General features: G+C 72.1%; 22 protein-coding genes. 15 read left to right on the top strand and 7 right to left on the bottom strand.

The genetic code is table 11. From position 1 onward, the window contains the following. The first annotated feature begins 3 nt into the window (after positions 1-3). From ACZ6K0_RS03750 to ACZ6K0_RS03740, 3 genes are all read left to right on the top strand, one after another. A complete protein-coding gene (locus tag ACZ6K0_RS03750) occupies positions 4-1,440 on the top strand; it encodes an aldehyde dehydrogenase family protein (protein WP_376401762.1) in 1,437 nt (478 codons plus the stop codon). Continuing rightward, on the top strand, positions 1,433-2,329 hold the full coding sequence (locus ACZ6K0_RS03745; RefSeq protein WP_376401759.1) for an aldehyde dehydrogenase family protein: 897 nt from the start codon (positions 1,433-1,435) through the stop codon (positions 2,327-2,329). The genes ACZ6K0_RS03750 and ACZ6K0_RS03745 overlap by 8 nt, the downstream gene beginning before the upstream one ends. 110 nt (positions 2,330-2,439) lie before the next feature. Next, positions 2,440-3,675 carry a TerD family protein gene (locus tag ACZ6K0_RS03740; RefSeq protein ID WP_469229586.1) on the top strand — a complete coding sequence of 412 codons (1,236 nt, stop codon included), beginning with the start codon at positions 2,440-2,442 and terminating at the stop codon, positions 3,673-3,675. Between the two features lie 15 nt (positions 3,676-3,690). On the opposite strand, the gene ACZ6K0_RS03735 is transcribed toward ACZ6K0_RS03740, so the two are convergent. Continuing rightward, on the bottom strand, positions 3,691-4,089 hold the full coding sequence (locus ACZ6K0_RS03735; RefSeq protein WP_376401753.1) for a hypothetical protein: 399 nt from the start codon (positions 4,087-4,089) through the stop codon (positions 3,691-3,693). A 61-nt stretch (positions 4,090-4,150) separates the two neighbouring features. On the opposite strand from ACZ6K0_RS03735, the gene ACZ6K0_RS03730 reads away from it, so the two are divergent. Next, positions 4,151-4,846 carry a uridine kinase family protein gene (locus tag ACZ6K0_RS03730; protein WP_376401750.1) on the top strand — a complete coding sequence of 232 codons (696 nt, stop codon included), beginning with the start codon at positions 4,151-4,153 and terminating at the stop codon, positions 4,844-4,846. Positions 4,847-5,021: 175 nt separating this feature from the next. Here the strand turns inward: ACZ6K0_RS03730 and ACZ6K0_RS03725 are convergent, their stop codons facing one another. Next, positions 5,022-5,741, bottom strand: coding sequence for a SigE family RNA polymerase sigma factor (locus ACZ6K0_RS03725; RefSeq protein ID WP_024755347.1), 720 nt, complete (start codon positions 5,739-5,741; stop codon positions 5,022-5,024). Positions 5,742-5,910: 169 nt separating this feature from the next. Here ACZ6K0_RS03725 and afsQ1 point away from each other — a divergent pair, with 169 nt between their 5' ends. From afsQ1 to ACZ6K0_RS03700, 5 genes are all read left to right on the top strand, one after another. Next, positions 5,911-6,588 carry a two-component system response regulator AfsQ1 gene (afsQ1, locus tag ACZ6K0_RS03720; protein ID WP_017239746.1) on the top strand — a complete coding sequence of 226 codons (678 nt, stop codon included), beginning with the start codon at positions 5,911-5,913 and terminating at the stop codon, positions 6,586-6,588. Next, positions 6,585-8,114 carry an ATP-binding protein gene (locus ACZ6K0_RS03715; RefSeq protein ID WP_376401746.1) on the top strand — a complete coding sequence of 510 codons (1,530 nt, stop codon included), beginning with the start codon at positions 6,585-6,587 and terminating at the stop codon, positions 8,112-8,114. Before afsQ1 ends, ACZ6K0_RS03715 begins: the two co-directional genes overlap by 4 nt. After that, positions 8,111-8,782: a hypothetical protein gene (locus tag ACZ6K0_RS03710; RefSeq protein WP_376401743.1), complete on the top strand. Its 672-nt coding sequence runs from the start codon at positions 8,111-8,113 to the stop codon at positions 8,780-8,782. The genes ACZ6K0_RS03715 and ACZ6K0_RS03710 overlap by 4 nt, the downstream gene beginning before the upstream one ends. A gap of 74 nt (positions 8,783-8,856) precedes the next feature. After that, on the top strand, positions 8,857-9,438 hold the full coding sequence (locus tag ACZ6K0_RS03705) for a VanZ family protein (RefSeq protein ID WP_376401740.1): 582 nt from the start codon (positions 8,857-8,859) through the stop codon (positions 9,436-9,438). A gap of 91 nt (positions 9,439-9,529) precedes the next feature. After that, positions 9,530-9,730 carry a PspC domain-containing protein gene (locus ACZ6K0_RS03700; protein ID WP_469229583.1) on the top strand — a complete coding sequence of 67 codons (201 nt, stop codon included), beginning with the start codon at positions 9,530-9,532 and terminating at the stop codon, positions 9,728-9,730. A gap of 92 nt (positions 9,731-9,822) precedes the next feature. Here the strand turns inward: ACZ6K0_RS03700 and ACZ6K0_RS03695 are convergent, their stop codons facing one another. Both ACZ6K0_RS03695 and ACZ6K0_RS03690 read right to left on the bottom strand, forming a co-directional pair. Continuing rightward, the gene (locus tag ACZ6K0_RS03695) at positions 9,823-10,203 is read right to left on the bottom strand and encodes a hypothetical protein (RefSeq protein WP_469229581.1); all 381 of its coding nucleotides are present in this window, start codon (positions 10,201-10,203) and stop codon (positions 9,823-9,825) included. Positions 10,204-10,376: 173 nt separating this feature from the next. Continuing rightward, entirely contained in the window at positions 10,377-11,531 is a 1,155-nt protein-coding gene (locus tag ACZ6K0_RS03690) for an adenosine deaminase (protein WP_376401730.1), read from the bottom strand. Positions 11,532-11,636: 105 nt separating this feature from the next. Between ACZ6K0_RS03690 and ACZ6K0_RS03685 the strand changes: the two genes are divergently transcribed. Both ACZ6K0_RS03685 and ACZ6K0_RS03680 read left to right on the top strand, forming a co-directional pair. Beyond that, entirely contained in the window at positions 11,637-12,410 is a 774-nt protein-coding gene (locus ACZ6K0_RS03685) for a GNAT family N-acetyltransferase (RefSeq protein ID WP_469229578.1), read from the top strand. An 88-nt stretch (positions 12,411-12,498) separates the two neighbouring features. Next, on the top strand, positions 12,499-13,275 hold the full coding sequence (locus ACZ6K0_RS03680; RefSeq protein ID WP_469229576.1) for an alpha/beta hydrolase: 777 nt from the start codon (positions 12,499-12,501) through the stop codon (positions 13,273-13,275). Between the two features lie 50 nt (positions 13,276-13,325). Here the strand turns inward: ACZ6K0_RS03680 and ACZ6K0_RS03675 are convergent, their stop codons facing one another. Continuing rightward, positions 13,326-14,276, bottom strand: coding sequence for a LysR family transcriptional regulator (locus tag ACZ6K0_RS03675; RefSeq protein WP_376401721.1), 951 nt, complete (start codon positions 14,274-14,276; stop codon positions 13,326-13,328). 62 nt (positions 14,277-14,338) lie between these two features. On the opposite strand from ACZ6K0_RS03675, the gene ACZ6K0_RS03670 reads away from it, so the two are divergent. The 3 genes from ACZ6K0_RS03670 to ACZ6K0_RS03660 all read left to right on the top strand — a co-directional run bounded on the left by ACZ6K0_RS03670 (position 14,339) and on the right by ACZ6K0_RS03660 (position 17,420). Next, the gene (locus ACZ6K0_RS03670) at positions 14,339-15,604 is read left to right on the top strand and encodes an MFS transporter (protein WP_376401718.1); all 1,266 of its coding nucleotides are present in this window, start codon (positions 14,339-14,341) and stop codon (positions 15,602-15,604) included. 52 nt (positions 15,605-15,656) lie between these two features. Beyond that, positions 15,657-16,364 carry a L,D-transpeptidase family protein gene (locus ACZ6K0_RS03665; protein ID WP_469229574.1) on the top strand — a complete coding sequence of 236 codons (708 nt, stop codon included), beginning with the start codon at positions 15,657-15,659 and terminating at the stop codon, positions 16,362-16,364. An 84-nt stretch (positions 16,365-16,448) separates the two neighbouring features. After that, positions 16,449-17,420 carry a sigma-70 family RNA polymerase sigma factor gene (locus ACZ6K0_RS03660; protein WP_376401713.1) on the top strand — a complete coding sequence of 324 codons (972 nt, stop codon included), beginning with the start codon at positions 16,449-16,451 and terminating at the stop codon, positions 17,418-17,420. On the opposite strand, the gene ACZ6K0_RS03655 is transcribed toward ACZ6K0_RS03660, so the two are convergent. Further along, the gene (locus ACZ6K0_RS03655; protein ID WP_376401710.1) at positions 17,409-17,660 is read right to left on the bottom strand and encodes an STAS domain-containing protein; all 252 of its coding nucleotides are present in this window, start codon (positions 17,658-17,660) and stop codon (positions 17,409-17,411) included. The two genes, ACZ6K0_RS03660 and ACZ6K0_RS03655, sit on opposite strands and share 12 nt — an antisense overlap. Before the next feature lie 95 nt (positions 17,661-17,755). Here ACZ6K0_RS03655 and ACZ6K0_RS03650 point away from each other — a divergent pair, with 95 nt between their 5' ends. Continuing rightward, positions 17,756-18,406, top strand: a complete 651-nt coding sequence (locus tag ACZ6K0_RS03650; RefSeq protein WP_469229572.1) for an HAD family hydrolase — start codon at positions 17,756-17,758, stop codon at positions 18,404-18,406. Here the strand turns inward: ACZ6K0_RS03650 and ACZ6K0_RS03645 are convergent. After that, positions 18,399-18,986, bottom strand: coding sequence for a Uma2 family endonuclease (locus tag ACZ6K0_RS03645; protein ID WP_376401704.1), 588 nt, complete (start codon positions 18,984-18,986; stop codon positions 18,399-18,401). The two genes, ACZ6K0_RS03650 and ACZ6K0_RS03645, sit on opposite strands and share 8 nt — an antisense overlap. Positions 18,987-19,076 lie beyond the last annotated feature (90 nt).

Genomic DNA, 19,076 nt, shown 5'->3' with positions numbered 1-19,076 from the left:
AACATGGCATCTGCATTCGAATACGCCCCGGCACCCGAGTCCCGGTCCGTCGTCGACATCGCCCCCTCCTACGGCCTGTTCATCGACGGCGAGTTCGTCGAGGCGGCCGACGGCAAGGTCTTCAAGACCGTCTCCCCCTCCTCCGAGGAGGTCCTGTCCGAGGTCGCCCAGGCGGGCTCCGAGGACGTCGACCGCGCGGTGAAGGCGGCACGGAAGGCCTTCGAGAAGTGGTCGGCGCTGCCCGGCTCCGAGCGCGCGAAGTACCTCTTCCGGATCGCCCGGATCATCCAGGAGCGCAGCCGCGAGCTGGCCGTCCTGGAGACCCTGGACAACGGCAAGCCGATCAAGGAGACCCGCGACGCGGACCTCCCCCTGGTCGCCGCGCACTTCTTCTACTACGCGGGCTGGGCCGACAAGCTCGACCACGCGGGCTACGGCGCGAACCCGCGCCCGCTGGGCGTGGCCGGCCAGGTCATCCCGTGGAACTTCCCGCTGCTCATGCTGGCGTGGAAGATCGCCCCGGCGCTCGCGACGGGCAACACCGTCGTCCTGAAGCCGGCCGAGACGACCCCGCTCTCCGCCCTGTTCTTCGCGGACATCTGCCGCCAGGCCGGGCTGCCGAAGGGCGTCGTCAACATCCTTCCCGGTTACGGGGACACGGGCGCCGCGCTGGTCGAGCACCCGGACGTCAACAAGGTCGCGTTCACCGGTTCGACGGCGGTCGGCAAGTCGATCGCGCGCTCCATCGCCGGTACGCACAAGAAGGTCACCCTCGAACTGGGCGGCAAGGGCGCCAACATCGTCTTCGACGACGCCCCCATCGACCAGGCCGTCGAGGGCATCGTCACGGGCATCTTCTTCAACCAGGGCCAGGTCTGCTGCGCGGGCTCGCGCCTGCTGGTCCAGGAGTCGATCCAGGACGAGCTGCTCGACAGCCTGAAGCGCCGCCTGTCCACGCTCCGCCTCGGCGACCCGCTGGACAAGAACACCGACATCGGCGCCATCAACTCCTCCGAGCAGCTGGCCCGCATCACCTCCCTCGTGGAGCGGGGCGAGGCGGAGGGCGCCGAGCGCTGGACCGCCCCGTGCGAGCTCCCGTCGGCCGGTTACTGGTTCGCCCCGACGCTCTTCACGGGCGTCACGCAGGCGCACACGGTGGCCCGCGACGAGATCTTCGGCCCGGTCCTGTCGGTGCTGACGTTCCGTACGCCGGACGAGGCCGTGGCGAAGGCCAACAACAGCCAGTACGGCCTGTCCGCCGGCATCTGGACGGAGAAGGGCTCCCGCATCCTGGCGGTCGCGTCCAAGCTCCGCGCGGGTGTCGTCTGGGCCAACACGTTCAACAAGTTCGACCCGACCTCGCCCTTCGGCGGATACAAGGAGTCGGGCTTCGGCCGCGAGGGCGGCCGTCACGGTCTGGAGGCCTACCTCGATGTCTGAGCAGCAGACCCGTCTGAACGTCTTCAAGACCTACAAGCTGTACGTCGGGGGCAAGTTCCCCCGCTCCGAGAGCGGCCGGGTGTACGAGGTGACGGACTCGAAGGGCAAGTGGCTGGCGAACGTGCCGCTCTCCTCCCGCAAGGACGCCCGTGACGCGGTCGTCGCCGCCCGCAAGGCCTTCGGCGGCTGGGCCGGCGCGACCGCGTACAACCGCGGCCAGATCCTCTACCGCGTCGCCGAGATGCTGGAGGGCCGCCGGGAGCAGTTCGTCCGTGAGGTCGCGGACGCGGAGGGCCTGTCGAAGTCGAAGGCGGCCGCGGTCGTCGACGCGGCCATCGACCGCTGGGTCTGGTACGCGGGCTGGACCGACAAGATCGCCCAGGTCGTGGGCGGCGCGAACCCGGTGGCGGGGCCGTACTTCAACCTCTCCTCCCCGGAGCCCACGGGCGTCGTCACCGTCGTCGCCCCCCAGGACTCGTCCTTCCTGGGCCTGGTCTCGGTGATCGCCCCGGTGATCGCCACGGGCAACACGGCCGTGGTGATCGCGTCCGAGAGGTCCCCGCTCCCGGCGCTCTCCCTGGGCGAGGTGCTCGCCACCTCCGACCTCCCGGGCGGCGTGGTCAACATCCTCTCCGGCAAGGCCTCCGAGATGGGCCCGCACCTCGCGGCCCACCAGGACGTCAACGCGATCGACCTGACGGGCGCGACCGAGGGCGACCTGGCCCGCGACCTGGAGATCGCGGCGGCGGACAACCTGAAGCGCGTCCTGCGCCCGCGCGCGGAGGACTTCGCGGAGTCCCCGGGCACGGACCGCATGACCGCCTTCCTGGAGACGAAGACGGTCTGGCACCCCACAGGCTCCCTGGGAGCCTCGGGCTCCTCGTACTAGAGCCACGCGACGACGGCCCCCCAGGTGTACGCACCCGGAGGGCCGTTGCGCGTTCCCGCCGCTTCTCGCGGGTCTTGCCCCACGGGTCCCCTCAAGCGCAAGATCCGGTCATGATGCGGGGATTGATCAAGGGGGACAACGCCTTCGTCCCGACGGTGCCGCTGCGCGTCGCCGTACGGAACGGGGTCGACGTCGCGGCGCTGCTGCTGACCGAGCGGGGCAGGGTCCGGGGGGACGCGGACATCGTGTTCCACGGCGCACCGGTCCATCCGTCGGGCGCGGTACGGCTGACCGACGGCGAGGACGGCACGGTGTGGCTGGAGACCGGCCTCACGGCGGTCGAGGAGGAGATCACCCGCGTCCTCGTCGTCGCGTCGACGGAGGACGGCGCGCTGCGGGACGTGGCCGGTCTTTCCGTGGAGGCCTTCGCACCGGACGCCACGGCGGTCGCGCGGTACGAGGTGACCGACGCCGGCGGCGAGACGGCGATGGTCCTCGCGGAGCTGTACCGACGGGCGGGAGGCTGGAAGTTCCGCGCGGTGGGCCAGGGCTACCTGGACGGCCTCGTCGGCCTGGCGGCGGACCACGGCGTGGACGTGGCGGAGGAGCCCCAGGAGGCCCCGGCCCCGGAGGCCCCGGCCTTCGCGCCGCCCACGACGGTGGCGCCCGTGCCCGTACCTGCGCCCGTACCTGAGCCCGCGCCCGCGCCGGAGCTGTACCCGCCGGACTGGACGTTCGGAGCCGTCTTCGAGGCGCGCGTACAAACCGGCCCGGGGAACGACGTGATCACGGAGGAAGACCTCCCGCCGGGTCCGCTCATGGTCGAGCTCTCCGTCAAGAGCGACGGATACACCGGCCTGTGGCCCCTCGACGAGCGCAACAAGGAAGGACGCACCCTCGTCAACAGCACGGAGGAGAACTTCCGGGGCCGCCTGCTCGCCTTCGTCCCCGCGAACGGGCGGCTGCGGCTGAAGCTCAGGGCCGACGGCCCCTGGCAGATGCGGATCCTGCCGCTGGCGGCGGCGAAACGCCTGACGGAGGACGCCGTGGAGCGCTGGGGCCCGGACGTCCTGCTCCACACGGGAGGCACGGCCGACGCCGCCTTCCACTACCGCGGCAGCAGCAACTTCATCGTCGACGTCTACGAGCTGGCGGGGCACGACGACCCCACCACCCTCCCCAGGGCCAGGGGGCCGCACGTCAACGAGATCGGCAGGCGCCGGGAGACCCTGCCGCTGCCCGAGGGGCCGCTCCTCATCCATCTGGTGCGGGCGGACGGTCCCTGGCGCGCGCGTCTGAAGCAGCCGAGCGCGGCGACGGCCTGGCTGCGACGCACCAGACGCTGAGCCGCCCGCCCCCGACTACGGGAGCAGCCCCTGCGTCAGCGGACCGGCCACCGGCAGGTCGGCGACCGCCCCGCCCTTCGTCACGTGGTCGGTCACCAGGTTGGTGCCCACCGGCTTGAAGTCGGCGACCTGGGTGCCGAGCCCGTTGGCGAGCGGGTCGACGCCCGTGTTGGCCAGCGGGTCGAGCTGGAGCCGGGTCAGCGGGCCCAGGCCGTGGGTGACGCCGCCCAGCGCGCCCGCGCCGGCCGCGGCGGCGTCCGTCCGGGTCAGCGAGTCGACGGGCAGCGGCACCGGGGCCACCGCCTGGGCCGCCGCGCCCGCGCCGAGTACCGCGGCACCCGCCGCCGTGACGGTGAGCCCGGCCTTGAGCAGGGCGCTGCGGCGGGGGGTCCGGGGTTCTGCGTGACGCGCCATGAGAGTCCTTCCGAGACCGTCAGGAGGTAATCAATCGGGCACCGAGAGTAGTTGAGGTGTGATGCTCGATACCAACGGCCTTCCTCGGGGGTCCACCGCACGGGGGAATGGTTCACACTGGTGTCCCGTGAGTTCCCTACCGATTCCGACCCGCGTCGTCCTGCTCGCCGGCCCTTCCGGCTCGGGCAAGTCGTCCCTCGCCGCCGTCACCGGCCTCCCGGTCCTGCGCCTCGACGACTTCTACAAGGAGCACGACGACCCGACGCTCCCGCTCGTCGACGGCAGTTCGGACATCGACTGGGACTCCCCGCGGTCCTGGGACGCGGACGCCGCCGTCGCCGCCATCGTCGAGCTGTGCCGTACGGGACGGACCGACGTCCCCGTGTACGACATCGCCACCAGCTCCCGGGTGGACCACGAGCGGCTCGACATCGAGCGGACCCCGCTCTTCGTGGCGGAGGGGATCTTCGCGGCCGAGATCGTCACCCGCTGCCGTGAGCTCGACGTCCTCGCCGACGCGCTCTGCCTCCGCGGCCGCCCGTCGACGACCTTCCGCCGCCGGCTGGCCCGGGACCTCAAGGAGGGCCGGAAGTCCGTGCCGTTCCTGCTGCGCCGCGGCTGGCGCCTGATGCGCACCGAGCGGGCGATCGTGGCCCGCCAGACGGAGCTGGGCGCCCACCCCTGCGCCAAGGACGAGGCCCTCGGCCGTCTCGCCGCCGCCGCGGCGGGCCGCCACCGCAGCCCGGCAGCCGGCTGACCAGGGCACACCCCCACCACGCACAGCACACCGCGCACAGCACGAAGCGGGTCGTACGAGCCCCCCAGCTCGTACGACCCGCTTCGCTTTTTCCCCCGTACCCCGTACCCCCGTACGGTCTCCCCCGCAAGCCCCGTTTCCCCCGTGGGCCCCCGTGGGTCGTTCCCCCCGACCTTCAGGCCACCAGCTCGCCGAAGGACTCCTCCTCGTCACGGCCGAAGCTCAGCACCTCGTCCTCGCGCAGTCGCCGCAGCGAGCGCCAGATGCTCGACTTCACCGTGCCGACACTGATGTCCAGGATCTCCGCGATCTCCGGATCGGTACGGCCCTCGTAGTAACGCAGCACCAGCATCGTCCGCTGGAGCTCGGGCAGCCGGGCCAGCGCCTGCCACAGCACCGCGCGCAGCTCCGTGCCGCGCATCGCGTCCGTCTCGCCCACCGTCTCGGGGAGCTCCTCGGTCGGGTACTCGTTGAGCTTGCGCCGGCGCCACGCGCTGATGTGCAGATTCGTCATCGTCCGGCGGAGGTACCCGCCGACCGCGGCCTTGTCGCTGATCCGGTCCCAGGCGCGGTACGTGGAGAACAGCGCGCTCTGGAGCAGGTCCTCGGCCTCGAAACGGTCACCGGTCAGGTGGTAGGCGGTGGCGTACAGGGAGGCACGACGCTCCTGGACGTAGGCCGTGAACTCGGCCTCCGAACAGGAACGCTCCCCCGTGACCTCCCCGTACGCCGCTCCCCCGTCAGCAATGGCCACCATGTACGGCGCCTTGCGCTGACGCCCGACGCTGCGAACGCACCCCCGCCCGTTCACCGCGCCGGACTTCTCGGTGCTCCGCACGACGTCGTGGAGACGCGTGACAACTGCGCTTGAAGTGGTGCTGTGCAGTGCGTTCATCGTGCGCCCCCCGTCGGCTGGAGTGTGTTTCGGTCCGTGTGCCAAGAAGCTTGCCCATCGGACTTCATGGCGGTGTCCGCCGACTGTCACAGCCGTGTCACAGGGGACGGAACAGAAGCGAGTCCGCGAGCGGTCGTCCTCGGACGGCCGCATGCGACAGAATGACGGCGTGCCTTTTCTGCTGCTGATCGAGGACGACGACGCCATCCGCACGGCCCTCGAACTCTCCCTGTCCCGGCAGGGCCACCGGGTGGCCACCGCCGCGACGGGTGAGGACGGCCTCCAGCTGCTGCGCGAGCAGCGGCCGGACCTGGTCGTGCTCGACGTCATGCTGCCCGGCATCGACGGTTTCGAGGTCTGCCGGCGCATCCGCCGCACCGACCAGTTGCCGATCATCCTGCTGACCGCGCGCAGCGACGACATCGACGTGGTCGTGGGCCTGGAGTCCGGGGCCGACGACTACGTCGTGAAGCCGGTGCAGGGCCGCGTCCTCGACGCCCGCATCCGGGCCGTACTGCGGCGCGGCGAGCGGGAGTCGACGGACTCCGCGACCTACGGCTCGCTCGTCATCGACCGGTCCGCGATGACCGTCACCAAGAACGGCGAGGACCTCCAGCTCACCCCGACCGAGCTGCGGCTGCTCCTGGAGCTGAGCCGGCGGCCCGGCCAGGCGCTGTCGCGCCAGCAGTTGCTGCGGCTCGTGTGGGAGCACGACTACCTGGGCGACTCGCGGCTCGTCGACGCCTGTGTGCAGCGGCTGCGCGCCAAGGTGGAGGACGTGCCGTCCTCGCCGACCCTGATCCGCACCGTCCGCGGCGTCGGCTACCGGCTGGACGTTCCTGCGTGAGCAAGGGGATCTTCGCGCGGCTGCGGCTCTCCAGCCTGCGGCTGCGGCTCGTGGTCGTCTTCGCCCTGGTCGCGCTGACCGCGGCCGTCGCCGCCTCCGGCATCGCGTACTGGCTCAACCGCGAGGCGGTGCTCACCCGTACCCAGGACGGGGCGCTCAACGACTTCCGGCAGGAGATGCAGAACCGGGCGGCGACGCTGCCGCTGCGGCCCACCCAGGACGATCTGCGGCGGACCGCCGAGCAGATGGCGAGCGGCAGCGCCGGCTACCAGGTGCTGCTGCTCGGCGAGCGGGACGCGGGCAAGCCGATCGTCGGCGCCTCCGACCCGGACGACTTCACGCTCGCCGACGTGCCGCGCCCGCTGCGGGACGCCGTCGACACCAAGCGGCCGGTGACGGAGGCCAACCCGTATCCGTACCACCTGTTCTGGCAGCGCACGGAGCGGGACGGGACGCCGTTCCTGGTCGGCGGGACGCGGATCGACGGCGGCGGGCCCGCCGGGTACATGTTCAAGTCGCTGGCGGCCGAGAAGGCCGATCTGAACTCGCTCGCCTGGTCGTTGGGGATCGCGACCGCGCTCGCCGTGGCCGGGTCCGTGCTGCTCGCGCAGGTCGCGGCGACGACCGTGCTGCGCCCGGTGCACCGGCTCGGCGAGGCGGCGAAGCAGCTCGGCGAGGGGAAGCTCGACACCCGGCTGCGGGTCACCGGCGCGGACGAACTGGCCGATCTGACCCGGACGTTCAACAGCGCGGCGGAGTCGCTGCAGAAGAAGGTCGCGGACATGAGCGCACGGGAGGAGTCCAGCCGGCGCTTCGTGGCCGACATGTCGCACGAGCTGCGGACCCCGCTGACCGCGCTGACCGCCGTCACCGAGGTCCTGGAGGACGAGCAGGACTCGCTCGACCCGATGATCGCCCCGGCGGTGGCGCTGGTCGTGAGCGAGACCCATCGCCTCAACAACCTGGTGGAGAACCTGATGGAGGTGACCCGCTTCGACGCGGGCACCGCCCGGCTCGTCCTCGACGAGGTGGACATCGCCGACCAGATCACCGCGTGCATCGACGCGCGGGCCTGGCTCGACGCGGTCGACCTCGACGCCGAGCGCGGGATCGTGGCGCCGCTCGACCCGCGCCGCCTCGACGTGATCCTGGCGAACCTCATCGGGAACGCGCTGAAGCACGGCGGTTCGCCGGTCCGGGTCTCGGTCCGCACGGAGGACGACGAGCTGGTCATCGCGGTGCGCGACCACGGCCCCGGCATCCCCGAGGAAGTGCTGCCGCACGTCTTCGACCGCTTCTACAAGGCGAGCGCGTCCCGGCCGCGGTCGGACGGCAGCGGGCTCGGCCTGTCGATCGCCATGGAGAACGCGCTGATCCACGGCGGTTCGATCACGGCCGCGAACTCGGTCGGCGAGGACGGGACGGTGGACGGCGCGGTGTTCGTGCTGCGGCTGCCCCTGGACGCGTCGGGCATCACGCGCGAGGTGCAGACCCGCAGCAGCCAGGGCGAGGTGGAGGAAGCGTGAGGCGCCGCACCTTCGGCCGCACGGCCGGTGGCCGGACACTGCGTACGGGCGCGCTGATGGCGGTCGCGCTCACCGCGCTCGTCACCGGTTGCGGCATCAGGACCACGTCCGTCCCCGTGGACGCGGGCGCGGCCCCGTCCCGGGTGCCGTGCAGCGTGACCGGGGAGAGCTCCTCGGCGACGGCCGCGCAGGGGGTGCCCGTCCGGGTGTTCCTGGTGTGCGGCTCGCAGCTGGAGGCCGTGGACCGCAGGACGCCGCTGCCGGAGGAGAAGGCGGGCGGCAATCCGGTGGCGACGGCCACGGGACTGCTCGCGCAGCTCCTCGCCGAGCCCTCCGACGACGAGCGCCGGGCCGGGTTCACGACCGCGGTGCGCGGTCCGCTCGTGGTCGGCGCCGGGCACAAGGGCGACCCGGCGGGCACGCTGCGGCTGAGCCGGCAGCCGGAGGACCTGACGCCGGTCGCGCTCTCGCAGATCGTCTGCACCTTCTCGGCGAGCTCGGCGGGCGCGGGCGACCACACGGTCCTCCTCGGCGGCCCCGGCCCGTACGCGCCGAAGCGCTACCGGTGCACGACCGAGCTGAAGGAACGCCCGGAGTCCACCCCGCCGACGACCGCGCCTCGCGCGGGGGCGACGGTCACAGCGCCCGGGACGCCGCCCGCGGGCTGAGCCCACCCGGGTGACTCCGGGGCCGCGACCTGCCCGGCGGAACCGATTCCGCCGCGGTGGGCGTCTTGGGGGGCGTGCAGCGTCAAGGTTCGGGCGGCAGTGCCGCCGTGGTCGTCCGCGTGGTGGGGTTCGCTCTCCTCCTCGCGCATCTGCTGCTCGTCGCCTGGGTCAGCCTGCGGCCACGGGACGTGGCCTGGGTGACCGCGCCGAACACGATCCCGCTGGCCGGCCTCAGGGCCGATCTGGCCCTCGGCGGCGCCGAGGCGGCCCGTCTGATCGCCGAGGGGCTGCTGCTCCTGGCCCCGCTCGGGGTGCTGCTCCCGATGGCCGACGGGCGGCTCGACGTCTCCCGCTGGGCCTCCCTGGCCCGGACGACCGCCGCCGGCGCGCTGGTGTCGCTGGCCGTGGAGCTGCTGCAGACCGCCGTGCCGGGCCAGGTCGTGGACGTGGACTCCGTACTCCTGAACACGGCCGGGGTGGCGCTCGCCCATGTCCTCCTCGTGCCGCTCGGCCGGGCACGGCTGCGCCGCAGGTCGGAGGCGGCCCTGGCGGAGTCCTCCGCGGGGACCGGGGCGAGTCAGGGTTCCCCCCTCCTGCGGAACGAGACGCCTCAGGGTCAGACCCCGACGATTCCCAGGGTCCCGATCGCCCGGTAGACCGACGCCTCGACCCCCCTCCCGGCAGCAGTATGGAGTCATCGGGAGCCCGACGGAGCGGCTCCCGGAAACGACTCCGAAGGAGCCCACCATGGCCGCTCTCTCCCGCCCCCGGAACGGACGGATGATCGGTGGAGTGTGCGCGGCGCTGGCCCGGCGCTTCGGCATCTCCGCGACGACGATGCGCCTGATCTTCCTGGCCTCGTGCCTGCTGCCCGGCCCGCAGTTCCTGCTCTACCTGGCGCTGTGGGTGTTCCTGCCGGCGGAGAAGAGCGCGACCACGGCCTGGTAGTCCTCCGGACACCGCTGACAGGCCGCACGCACGCCGAAGGGGCGCGTACCCGGGATTCCGGGTGCGCGCCCCTTCGGCGTGTACGGCTGGGGTCAGCCGAGGGCGCCGCCCACCGGCAGGCCGCCGAGCAGGCCCACGACCGGGCCGAGCGGGGTGGCGCCGAGGCCGCCGGCCGCAGCGTCGAGCGGAAGGTTCTTGGTGGCCTGGGTGGCCTGGCCGGCGGCGACCGGGAGGGTCTTCACGCCCTGGTCGACACCCTGGCCGAGGGCGCCCTGGCCGGCACCGAGGGATTCGGCGGCGCCGTCAGGGAGCGTGGTGAGGCCGTCCCCCAGCGGGACGGCCTGGGTCACCGTGCCCAGCGCGTCGGCGCCGACGGGCAGGGACGGTGCTGCGGAGGCCGTGCCGGCGGCGGCGGCGGCGAAAGCGGCACCGAGGGCGGCGACACCGAGCTTCTTGGCGGCAGACTGCTTCATCTGAACATCTTCCTTGGGGAATCCGGGGGCTTCGAGGAAAGCCGGGAGGGGAAATCCTGGGAATGCAGAGCGGCTCTGCAACCTAACCAGTGGAAGACTCCTCCGCAAACACCGGAAAGCGACCGGGTGTCGCGTCGACCCGGTCGCTCCGAACCCTTGTACGGGGGTACTTCTCAGCCGCCTGAACGTGAACCTTCGCTGGTCGCGGCGGTCTGCTGGAACAGCCATTCGGACTTGAGCTCGGCATATCCGGGCTTGATCACATCGTTGATCATGGCCAGGCGTTCATCGAAAGGAATGAACGCTGATTTCATCGCATTGACGGTGAACCACTGCATGTCGTCGAGCGTGTATCCGAATGCCTCGGTCAGCAGCTCGAATTCCCGGCTCATGCTCGTACCGCTCATCAACCGGTTGTCGGTGTTGACCGTGGCGCGGAAGTGCAGCTTGCGGAGCAGGCCGATCGGGTGCGCGGCGTACGAGTCGGCGGCGCCGGTCTGGAGGTTGGAGGTGGGGCACATCTCCAGGGGGATCCGCTTGTCGCGCACGTAGGCGGCGAGCCGGCCGAGGTGGACCGAGCCGTCCTCGGCGACCTCGATGTCGTCGATGATCCGGACGCCGTGCCCGAGCCGGTCGGCGCCGCACCACTGGAGCGCCTGCCAGATGGAGGGCAGTCCGAAGGCCTCGCCGGCGTGGATCGTGAAGTGGTTGTTCTCCCGCTTGAGGTACTCGAAGGCGTCGAGGTGGCGGGTGGGCGGGTAGCCGGCCTCGGCGCCCGCGATGTCGAAGCCGACGACGCCGGTGTCGCGGTAGCGGTTGGCGAGTTCGGCGATCTCCAGGGCGCGGGCCGCGTGCCGCATGGCGGTGAGCAGGGCGCCGACCCGGATGCGGTGGCCGTTGGCCCTGGCCGTGCGCTCGCCCTCCCGGAAGCCCTCGTTGACGGCCTCCACGACCTCTTCGAGGGTGAGACCGCCCTCCAGGTGCTGCTCGGGGGCGTAGCGCACCTCCGCGTACACGACCCCGTCCTCGGCGAGGTCGACCGCGCACTCGGCGGCGACGCGGACCAGGGCGTCACGGGTCTGCATGACGGCGCAGGTGTGCGCGAAGGTCTCCAGGTACCGCTCCAGGGAGCCGGAGTCGGCGGCCTCGCGGAACCAGATGCCGAGCTTGTCGGGCTCGGTCTCGGGGAGCTGTTCGTAGCCCTGCTCGCGGGCGAGTTCGATGACCGTGCCGGGGCGCAGGCCGCCGTCGAGGTGGTCGTGGAGCAGCACCTTCGGGGCACGGCGGATCTGGTCCGCGGTGGGGACGTTGGGGGTCTGGCTCGTCATTGCCGCACTCTAGCCCCTACGCGCGTAGAGCGCGCCTCGTGGCGCCGTATCCGGGCCCGGATTTCTCGCGTGCGGAGCGGCGGCGGCCCCGCCTAGGCTGCCCGCATGACTTCCCTGGCTGCCGAATCCGAACTGCCGCGCGTCCACGGCTTCCTGTCCGACTTCCGGCGCCGGCAGGCGGCCCGTACGGTCGACTTCCCCGGCGGCTTCGCGGTCTTCGACGACGCGTACGCGCTGTCCCGGGGGAACAACCACCTGCTCGTCGACGGGCGGACCGACCCCGAGGCGCTGGCGGGGCTCGCGGACGAGATCCAGGGCTCGCTCCCGTACCGCCATGTGTACGTCCTCGACGAGGAGGTCGCCGCGGACTGCCGGGAGCCGCTGGAGCGGGCCGGCTACCGGCACTCGGCCTCCCTCCTCATGTGCCACCGGGGCCCGGTGCCCGCCCACGGCGGGGCGCGGGAGGTGGGCCTGGACGAGCTGTGGGAGCCCGCCGTCGCGTCCTGGAGCCGCTTCGCGCCGGACGCGCCGCCGGAGTACGTCCGCGACATGGTGGGACGGCGGGCGGCCCGGCGGCGGGGTGCCGAGGTCGTACGGTTCCTCGCCTCGTACTCCGCCGACGGCGAGGTGGCGGCCTGGGCCGACCTCTACATGGACCCGGCGGCCGGGATCGCCCAGATCGAGGACCTGGTCACGGCCGAGGCCCACCTCGGCCGGGGCCACGCCGGCGCCGTCCTGGACACGGCCCTCCACCTGGCCGCCGACGCCGGCTGCACCACCCGCTTCCTCACCGCCCGCCCCACGGACTGGCCCCACGGCTGGTACGGCCGCAAGGGCTTCGCCGCCGTCGGAAGCGCGTCCCGCTTCGAACGGTCATAGCAGCGGCGGGCGTTCGCTCCCCTGGCGATACGTAACAGTGACCGCGTGTACGGGTGGCGTACACCTCGGCTTCTGAGACTGTTCCACCATGGCGCACTACGCACTCGTGGGGCCGTCCGAGACCCGGAGACCCCGGCTCGGTCGTCCCGTTGGCGGTTCCCGGTCGGCGGCGGTGGGCGGCGTGGTGCTGCTTCTGCCGGACGGCGAGCCGATGTCGGGACGGCGCGCTTCGGCGTGGGCGCACCTGGGGGTGCTGCCGCTCGGGCGGGCGCTCGTCAGGGCCGGGCGGGCGGAGGGGCTCGTCGGGCACGTGGTGCGCTATCGGGGGCGCGGCTGGAACGGGACGGACGCGGAGCTCGCGGCGGACGCGTCCTGGGCGGTCGCGGAGGCGGTGCGCCGGTACGGCGACGTCCCCGTCTGTCTCGTCGGCCACGGGATGGGGGCGCGGGCGGCGCTGCGGGCCGCCGGGCACGACGCGGTCGGCGCGGTCCTCGCGCTGGCGCCGTGGCTGCCGGAGGACGACGTGGCGGCGGAGCCGGAGCCGGTGCGGCAGCTGGTGGGGCGCCGGGTGCTGATCGTGCACGGGACGAACGACGCCCGTACGGACCCGGAGTTGTCGTTCCGGTTCGCGGCGCGCGCGAAGAAGGCCAACCGCGACACCTGCCGCTTCGAGGTCCACTCGGACGGCCACGCGCTGCGCCAGTACGCGGCCGAGGTGCAGGCCCTCGCCGCGGACTTCGCCCTCGGCGCGCTCTTCGCCCGGCCGGTGGCCCGGCCCGTGACGGACGCGCTGGCGGCGCCCCCGCCGCTGGGCCTGCGGATGCCGCTCGCGGCGGGGTTCGGGGGGTCGTACCGGCGGGGCTGAGTCGCGGCAGCCGGGTGGGTCAGAGCCGTACATGCGTCACGGCCCGTGGGTCACGACAGCAGGTGGCCCCGTCTGCTCAGGAGGAACTTCTTGAAGGCGGCCACCGGGGCCGTGTCCGGGTGGCCGTCGAGCCAGGCGACGCCGATCTCGCGGACCGCGCGCGGCGCGGTGACGGTGAGTTCGACGACGCCGGGGCGCGGGACGGCGGGCGGGGGCAGCAGGGCGACGCCGAGGCCCGCGGCGACCAGGCCGCGCAGGGTCTCGGTCTCCTCGCCCTCGAAGGCGACGCGGGGCTTGAAGCCGGCCTCGGCGCACAGGTCGTCGGTGATGCGGCGGAGCCCGTATCCCGGTTCCAGGGTCACGAAGGTCTCGTCGGCGGCCTCGGCGAGGCGGACGCGGCGGCGGCCCGCGAGCCGGTGGTCGTCGGGGACGACGAGCCGCAGCCGCTGCTCGTCGAGGCGCCGGGCCACCAGGTCGGGGGCGTCCGGCACCGGTGAGGTCAGGCAGAGGTCGAGGTCGCCCGCCCTGAGCCGCTCGATCATGGCCTCGCCGTAGTTCTGGACGAGGGAGAAGCGGACGCGCGGGTGGTCGACGCGGAAGGCGCGGATGAGGCCGGGGACGGTCTCGGAGCCCATGGTGTGGAGGAAGCCGAAGGCGACGCGGCCCGCGGCGGGGTCGGCGTCGGCCCGTACGGTGTCGGCGGCCCGCTCGACCTCGGCGAGCGCCTTCTCGGCGGCGGTGAGGAAGCGGCGGCCGGCCGGGGTGAGGGAGACCGTGCGGCCGCGGCGGGCGAAGAGGGCGACCCCGAGGTCCTGTTCGAGCCGGACCATGGCCCGGGAGAGCGTGGACTGCGGCACGCCCATCTCGGCCGCGGCCCGGGTCACGTGCTCGTGCCGGGCGACGGCGGCGAAGTACGCGAGCCGCGGGGCGAGCAGCAGTCCCATGTCTTCTTCGTTACTGTTCGGTGACAGCCGAGGCTGTGACCTGTACTCATGCGCCATGGGAACGATTACAGCAGTTCCGTGCATTGGACGCATGAAACGGACCGTCCTACGTTCGTGACATGCCTCCCGCCAGTACCAAGGCGGCCGCCACCCACGCGCCCGCCGACACCCGCCTTTCCCCCGGAGCCCCCGGCTACCGCCGCACGAGCCTCGCGCTCTTCGCCGCCGGACTGGCGACCTTCGCCCTCCTCTACTCCACACAGGCCCTCCTCCCGGCCATCTCGGCCGAGTTCGGCGCCACCGCGTCGGCCGCCTCCTGGACGGTCTCCGCCGCGACCGGCGCCCTCGCCCTGTGTGTCCTGCCGCTCAGCGCCGTCTCGGAGCGCTTCGGGCGGCGCGCGATGATGACCGCCTCCCTGACGGTCGCGGTCGCCGTCGCGCTCCTGGTGCCGCTCGCCCCGAACCTGGAGTCCCTGATCGCCCTCCGCGCCCTCCAGGGCGCCGCGCTCGCCGGGCTCCCGGCCTCCGCGATGGCGTACCTCGCCGAGGAGGTCCGCCCCAAGGCGCTGATCGCCGCGATCGGCCTCTTCGTCGCGGGCAACTCGATCGGCGGCATGAGCGGCCGCCTCGTGACCGGCTGGGTAGCCCAGATGTGGGGCTGGCGCGCGGGTCTGGCCGCCGTCGGCCTGACCTCGCTGCTCTGCGCGATCGCCTTCCGGGCACTGCTCCCGAGGGCGCGGCACTTCACGCCGGGTCCGCTGAACCCCAAGGCGCTCGTGAGCGCCGTGCGGACGCACCTGTCCGATCCGCTGCTCGTCCGGCTGTACGTGATCGGCGCGCTGTTCATGACGGTCTTCGGCGCGGTGTACACCGTGATCGGCTACCGCCTCGTCGAGGCGCCGTTCTCGCTCCCGCAGGGCGTGATCGGCTCGATCTTCCTGGTCTACCTGGTCGGTACGGTCGCCTCGGCCGCCGCAGGGAAGCTCGTCGGGCGGCTCGGCCGGCGCGGGGCGCTCTACCTGGCGGTCTCCACGACCGCCGCGGGTCTGCTGCTGTCGCTCTCCGACTCGCTCGCCGCGGTCCTGGCGGGTCTGGTCCTCATCACGGCCGGCTTCTTCGCGGGCCACGCGGTCGCCTCCTCCTCGGTGAGCCGTACGGCGAAGACGGCCCGCGCGCAGGCCTCGGCGCTGTACCAGTCCGCGTACTACCTCGGCAGCAGCGCGGGCGGCACGCTCGGTGCGATCGCCTTCCACGCGGGCGGCTGGGCCGGCACGGTCCTGATCGGTCTCGTCGCGGTCCTCGGCGTCGTCTCCGTGACCCTGTACGGGAGCCACAGCGCCCGGGTCGCGGCGCGCCGGCCGCAACTCGCCGCCGCCTGCAACTGACTCGCTCCCCCGGGCGTCCTAAGCAGCAGGACCCAAGGGGGAGTTGGCGATCATGAAACAAATCGCGAGGCGGATAGGCAAGAGAGCGGGAGTCGCGACCGGTCTCACGGCACTGGTGGTGCCGATGACGATCGCGCTCGGTACGGCCCCGGCGCAGGCGGCGTCCTGCAACGTGACGACGGGGCCGTACCAGAAGCAGGTGGAGAAGTTCCTCGGGCGGACGGTCGACGGGCGTCAGTCGCTCGCCGACTGCAAGGCCATCCAGGCGTTCCAGGCGAAGCACGGCATCACGCCGACGGCGGGGTACGCGGGGACGATCACCTGGCGCACGATGAACACGATGCTCCAGCAGAAGGCGGCCGGGACCAACCCCAACAAGGACCGCAAGTGTCCGACGAACCGGGGCCGGATCGCCTGCGTCGACCTGACGCGGCAGCTGACCTGGATCCAGGACGGCTCGCGCCTCAAGTACGGTCCCGTGCCGGTGCGTACGGGCAAGGACGGCACCGAGACGCGCACCGGCTCGAAGAAGATCTACTGGCGGAACATCAACCACTGGTCGACGCTCTACCACGTCTCCATGCCGTACTCGCAGTTCTTCGACGGCGGCCAGGCGTTCCACTCGACGACCAAGTCCATGTGGAACCCGCCGGGTTCGGGCGGCTGCGTCAACATGCGCTCCGCCGACGCCAAGGCGTACTGGAACCTGCTCAGGAACGGCGACGACGTCTTCGTCTACGGGCGCAAGCCGGGAACCTGACCCCGGCTGTCAGTCCGCTGCGGTAGCTTCCCTCTCACCGGCACCGAACGGGTGCCGGTGAGGGGTGAGTGGGGTGTGGACCCGATGAGTGACGCCGCGACCGCGACGACCGACGAACTCGACAAGTACCGCAGGGAGCTGACCGGTTACTGCTACCGGATGCTCGGATCCTCCTTCGAGGCGGAGGACGCGGTGCAGGACACGATGGTGCGGGCCTGGAAGGCCATCGACACCTTCGAGGGCCGCTCCTCGCTGCGGTCCTGGCTCTACCGGATCGCGACCAACGTGTGCCTGGACGCGCTGAACGCGGGCAACAAGAGAGCGCGGCCGATGGATCTGACCTCTCCGACGCCGGTCGCCCAGGCGCAGCTCGTCAAGCAGCCGGAGATCACCTGGCTGGAGCCGGTCCCGGACGGGCGGGTCCTGCCGTCGGTCGCCGACCCCGCGGAGACCGCCGTGCACCGCGAGACCGTGCGGCTCGCCTTCGTCGCCGCCCTCCAGCACCTGCCGCCGAAGCAGCGGGCGGTCCTCATCCTCCGCGAGGTGCTCGCCTGGAAGGCGAGCGAGGTCGCGGAGCTCCTCGACACCTCCGTCGCCTCGGTCAACAGCGCGCTCCAGCGGGCCCGGGCGACCCTGGCCGAGCAGGCGCCGGCCACCTCCGATCCGGCGAACCCGCTGGACGAGGAGCAGAAGGCGCTCCTGGAGCGGTACGTCGCCGCCTTCGAGGGCTACGACATGAAGGCGCTGACCGCGCTCCTCCACGAGGACGCGACCATGTCCATGCCGCCGTACGACCTGTGGCTCCAGGGCCACGACGACATCGTGGGCTGGATGCTGGGCGTGGGCGAGGTCTGCTCGGGCTCGAAGCTGGTGCCGACCGTGGCGAACGGCTCGCCGGCGTTCGCGCAGTACCACCCGGACCCGGCGGGCGGCTTCGCGCCGTGGGCGCTGATCGTCCTGGAGCTGCGGGACGGCAAGGTCGCCGGGATGGACTTCTTCCTGGACACCGAGCGCTGGTTCCCGCTCTTCGACCTGCCGGCGCGGCTAGACGCCTAGGGTCCCGTCGAGGCCGGTCAGCAGGAGCAGGGTCCTCAGCTCGGGTCCTGCTCCGTGGAAGCGGATGCGGTGGCCCCGGCGGCCGGCCGCGAGTTTCAGGCGGGCGAGGGCGTCGACGGCCTGGAGGTCGGCGTGCGCGAGGGCGCCGACCTCGCAGACGACGTCGCCGGGCGGGGCTGCGCCGAGCTCGGCGCAGAGGAGCGCCACCTCGTCCCGGGTGGGGCGGGCGGGCAGGGTCACGACAAGGGGCTGACTGGTGTCCACATGCCTTGAGACCGGTCCGAGGCGCGGAACTCATCGGCGGCGGTCCCCCGCGTACCTCTACGCTGTGGATCATGACTCACGAGCCTGTCGAACTGGTGATCTTCGACTGTGACGGTGTTCTGGTGGACAGTGAGCGGCTCTACTGCCGCGTGGACCGGGAGGTGTTCGCCTCTCTCGGGGCGGAGTTCACCGAGGCGGAGATCGTCGAGCACTTCGTCGGTTCCTCCCACGAGATGCTCACGGCGATCGTGGAGGAGCGGCGCGGGCACCCGCTGGAGCCCGGCTGGCAGGAACCCTTCAAGCAGCGGTACGACGACGTGCTGGACGCCGAGCTGACGGCCGTGGAGGGCATCACGGACGTCCTGGACGCCCTGCCGCTTCCGTACTGCCTCGCCTCCAACAGCAGCCACGCCGGCATCCGGAAGAACCTGGGCAGGGCCGGGCTGCTCGACCGCTTCGAGGGCCGGATGTTCTCCGCGCGCGACGTCGCGCACGGCAAGCCCGCCCCGGATCTCTTCCTGCACGCGGCGGCCACGATGGGCGTCCCGCCGGAGCGCTGCGCGGTCGTCGAGGACAGCCCGTACGGCGTCCAGGCCGCCCGCGCGGCCGGCATGCGCGCCTTCGGCTACTGCGGCGGGCTGACCCGGGCGGACCGCCTGATGGGACCCCGGACGGTGGTCTTCGACGACATGCGGGAACTCCCGGGGCTGCTCGTCAGGTGACGGGGAACTCGGCGGTGTCGAGGGTGAGGTCGAAGGGGGCGGGGAGGTGGATCTGCTCGCCGAACGGGACCGCGCTCAGCACACGGTAGACGTCGGCCTTCGGCTCGCCATAGAGGGTGACGGTGGGGCCGCCTGGGGCGAATGAGTCGATGAGGAGATAGAGCGGAATACCGGCAGCAGCGTATCCAGCGGCTTTGCTGATGCGGTCGTGGTTTCCGTTCGACGGTGAGGTGATCTCAGCGACCAGGTCGACATCACCTGCCTCAACGTACTGCCCCGGCTGGTCGAGGGTCGCTAGCGGAAGTACGGCCAAGTCCGGAATGTACATACCCCTGCGCGCGGGAACGGCGATCGCCTGAGTCTGCACCACTGCCCAGTCCTCCGGAATCGCGAGGATCAGGCGGCGATGCACGAGCGATGCAATGAGGTTGTGCCGGCGGGCCGGTGACGGTGACACGGTGATGATTCCCTCGATGATCTCCACCTTGCAGCCCTCGGGTGCGTCCGTCTCCTCCCAGATCCGGACCAGGTCGTCCCACCCGTAGTCATCAGACGAGTGATCGACGGTGAGTGCGCTCATGGCGGTCTCCTCTATCGGTGCGTCACCGATCCCAGCATGCCGAACGGGACCGGCGGAGGTCCACCGGTCCCGTTCACCCGAAGGTGTCAG

Source organism: Streptomyces sp. NPDC042346 (assembly GCF_055581845.1).
Note: the sequence above shows the minus strand (reverse complement) of the source record. Positions and strands in the feature narration are given on the sequence as shown.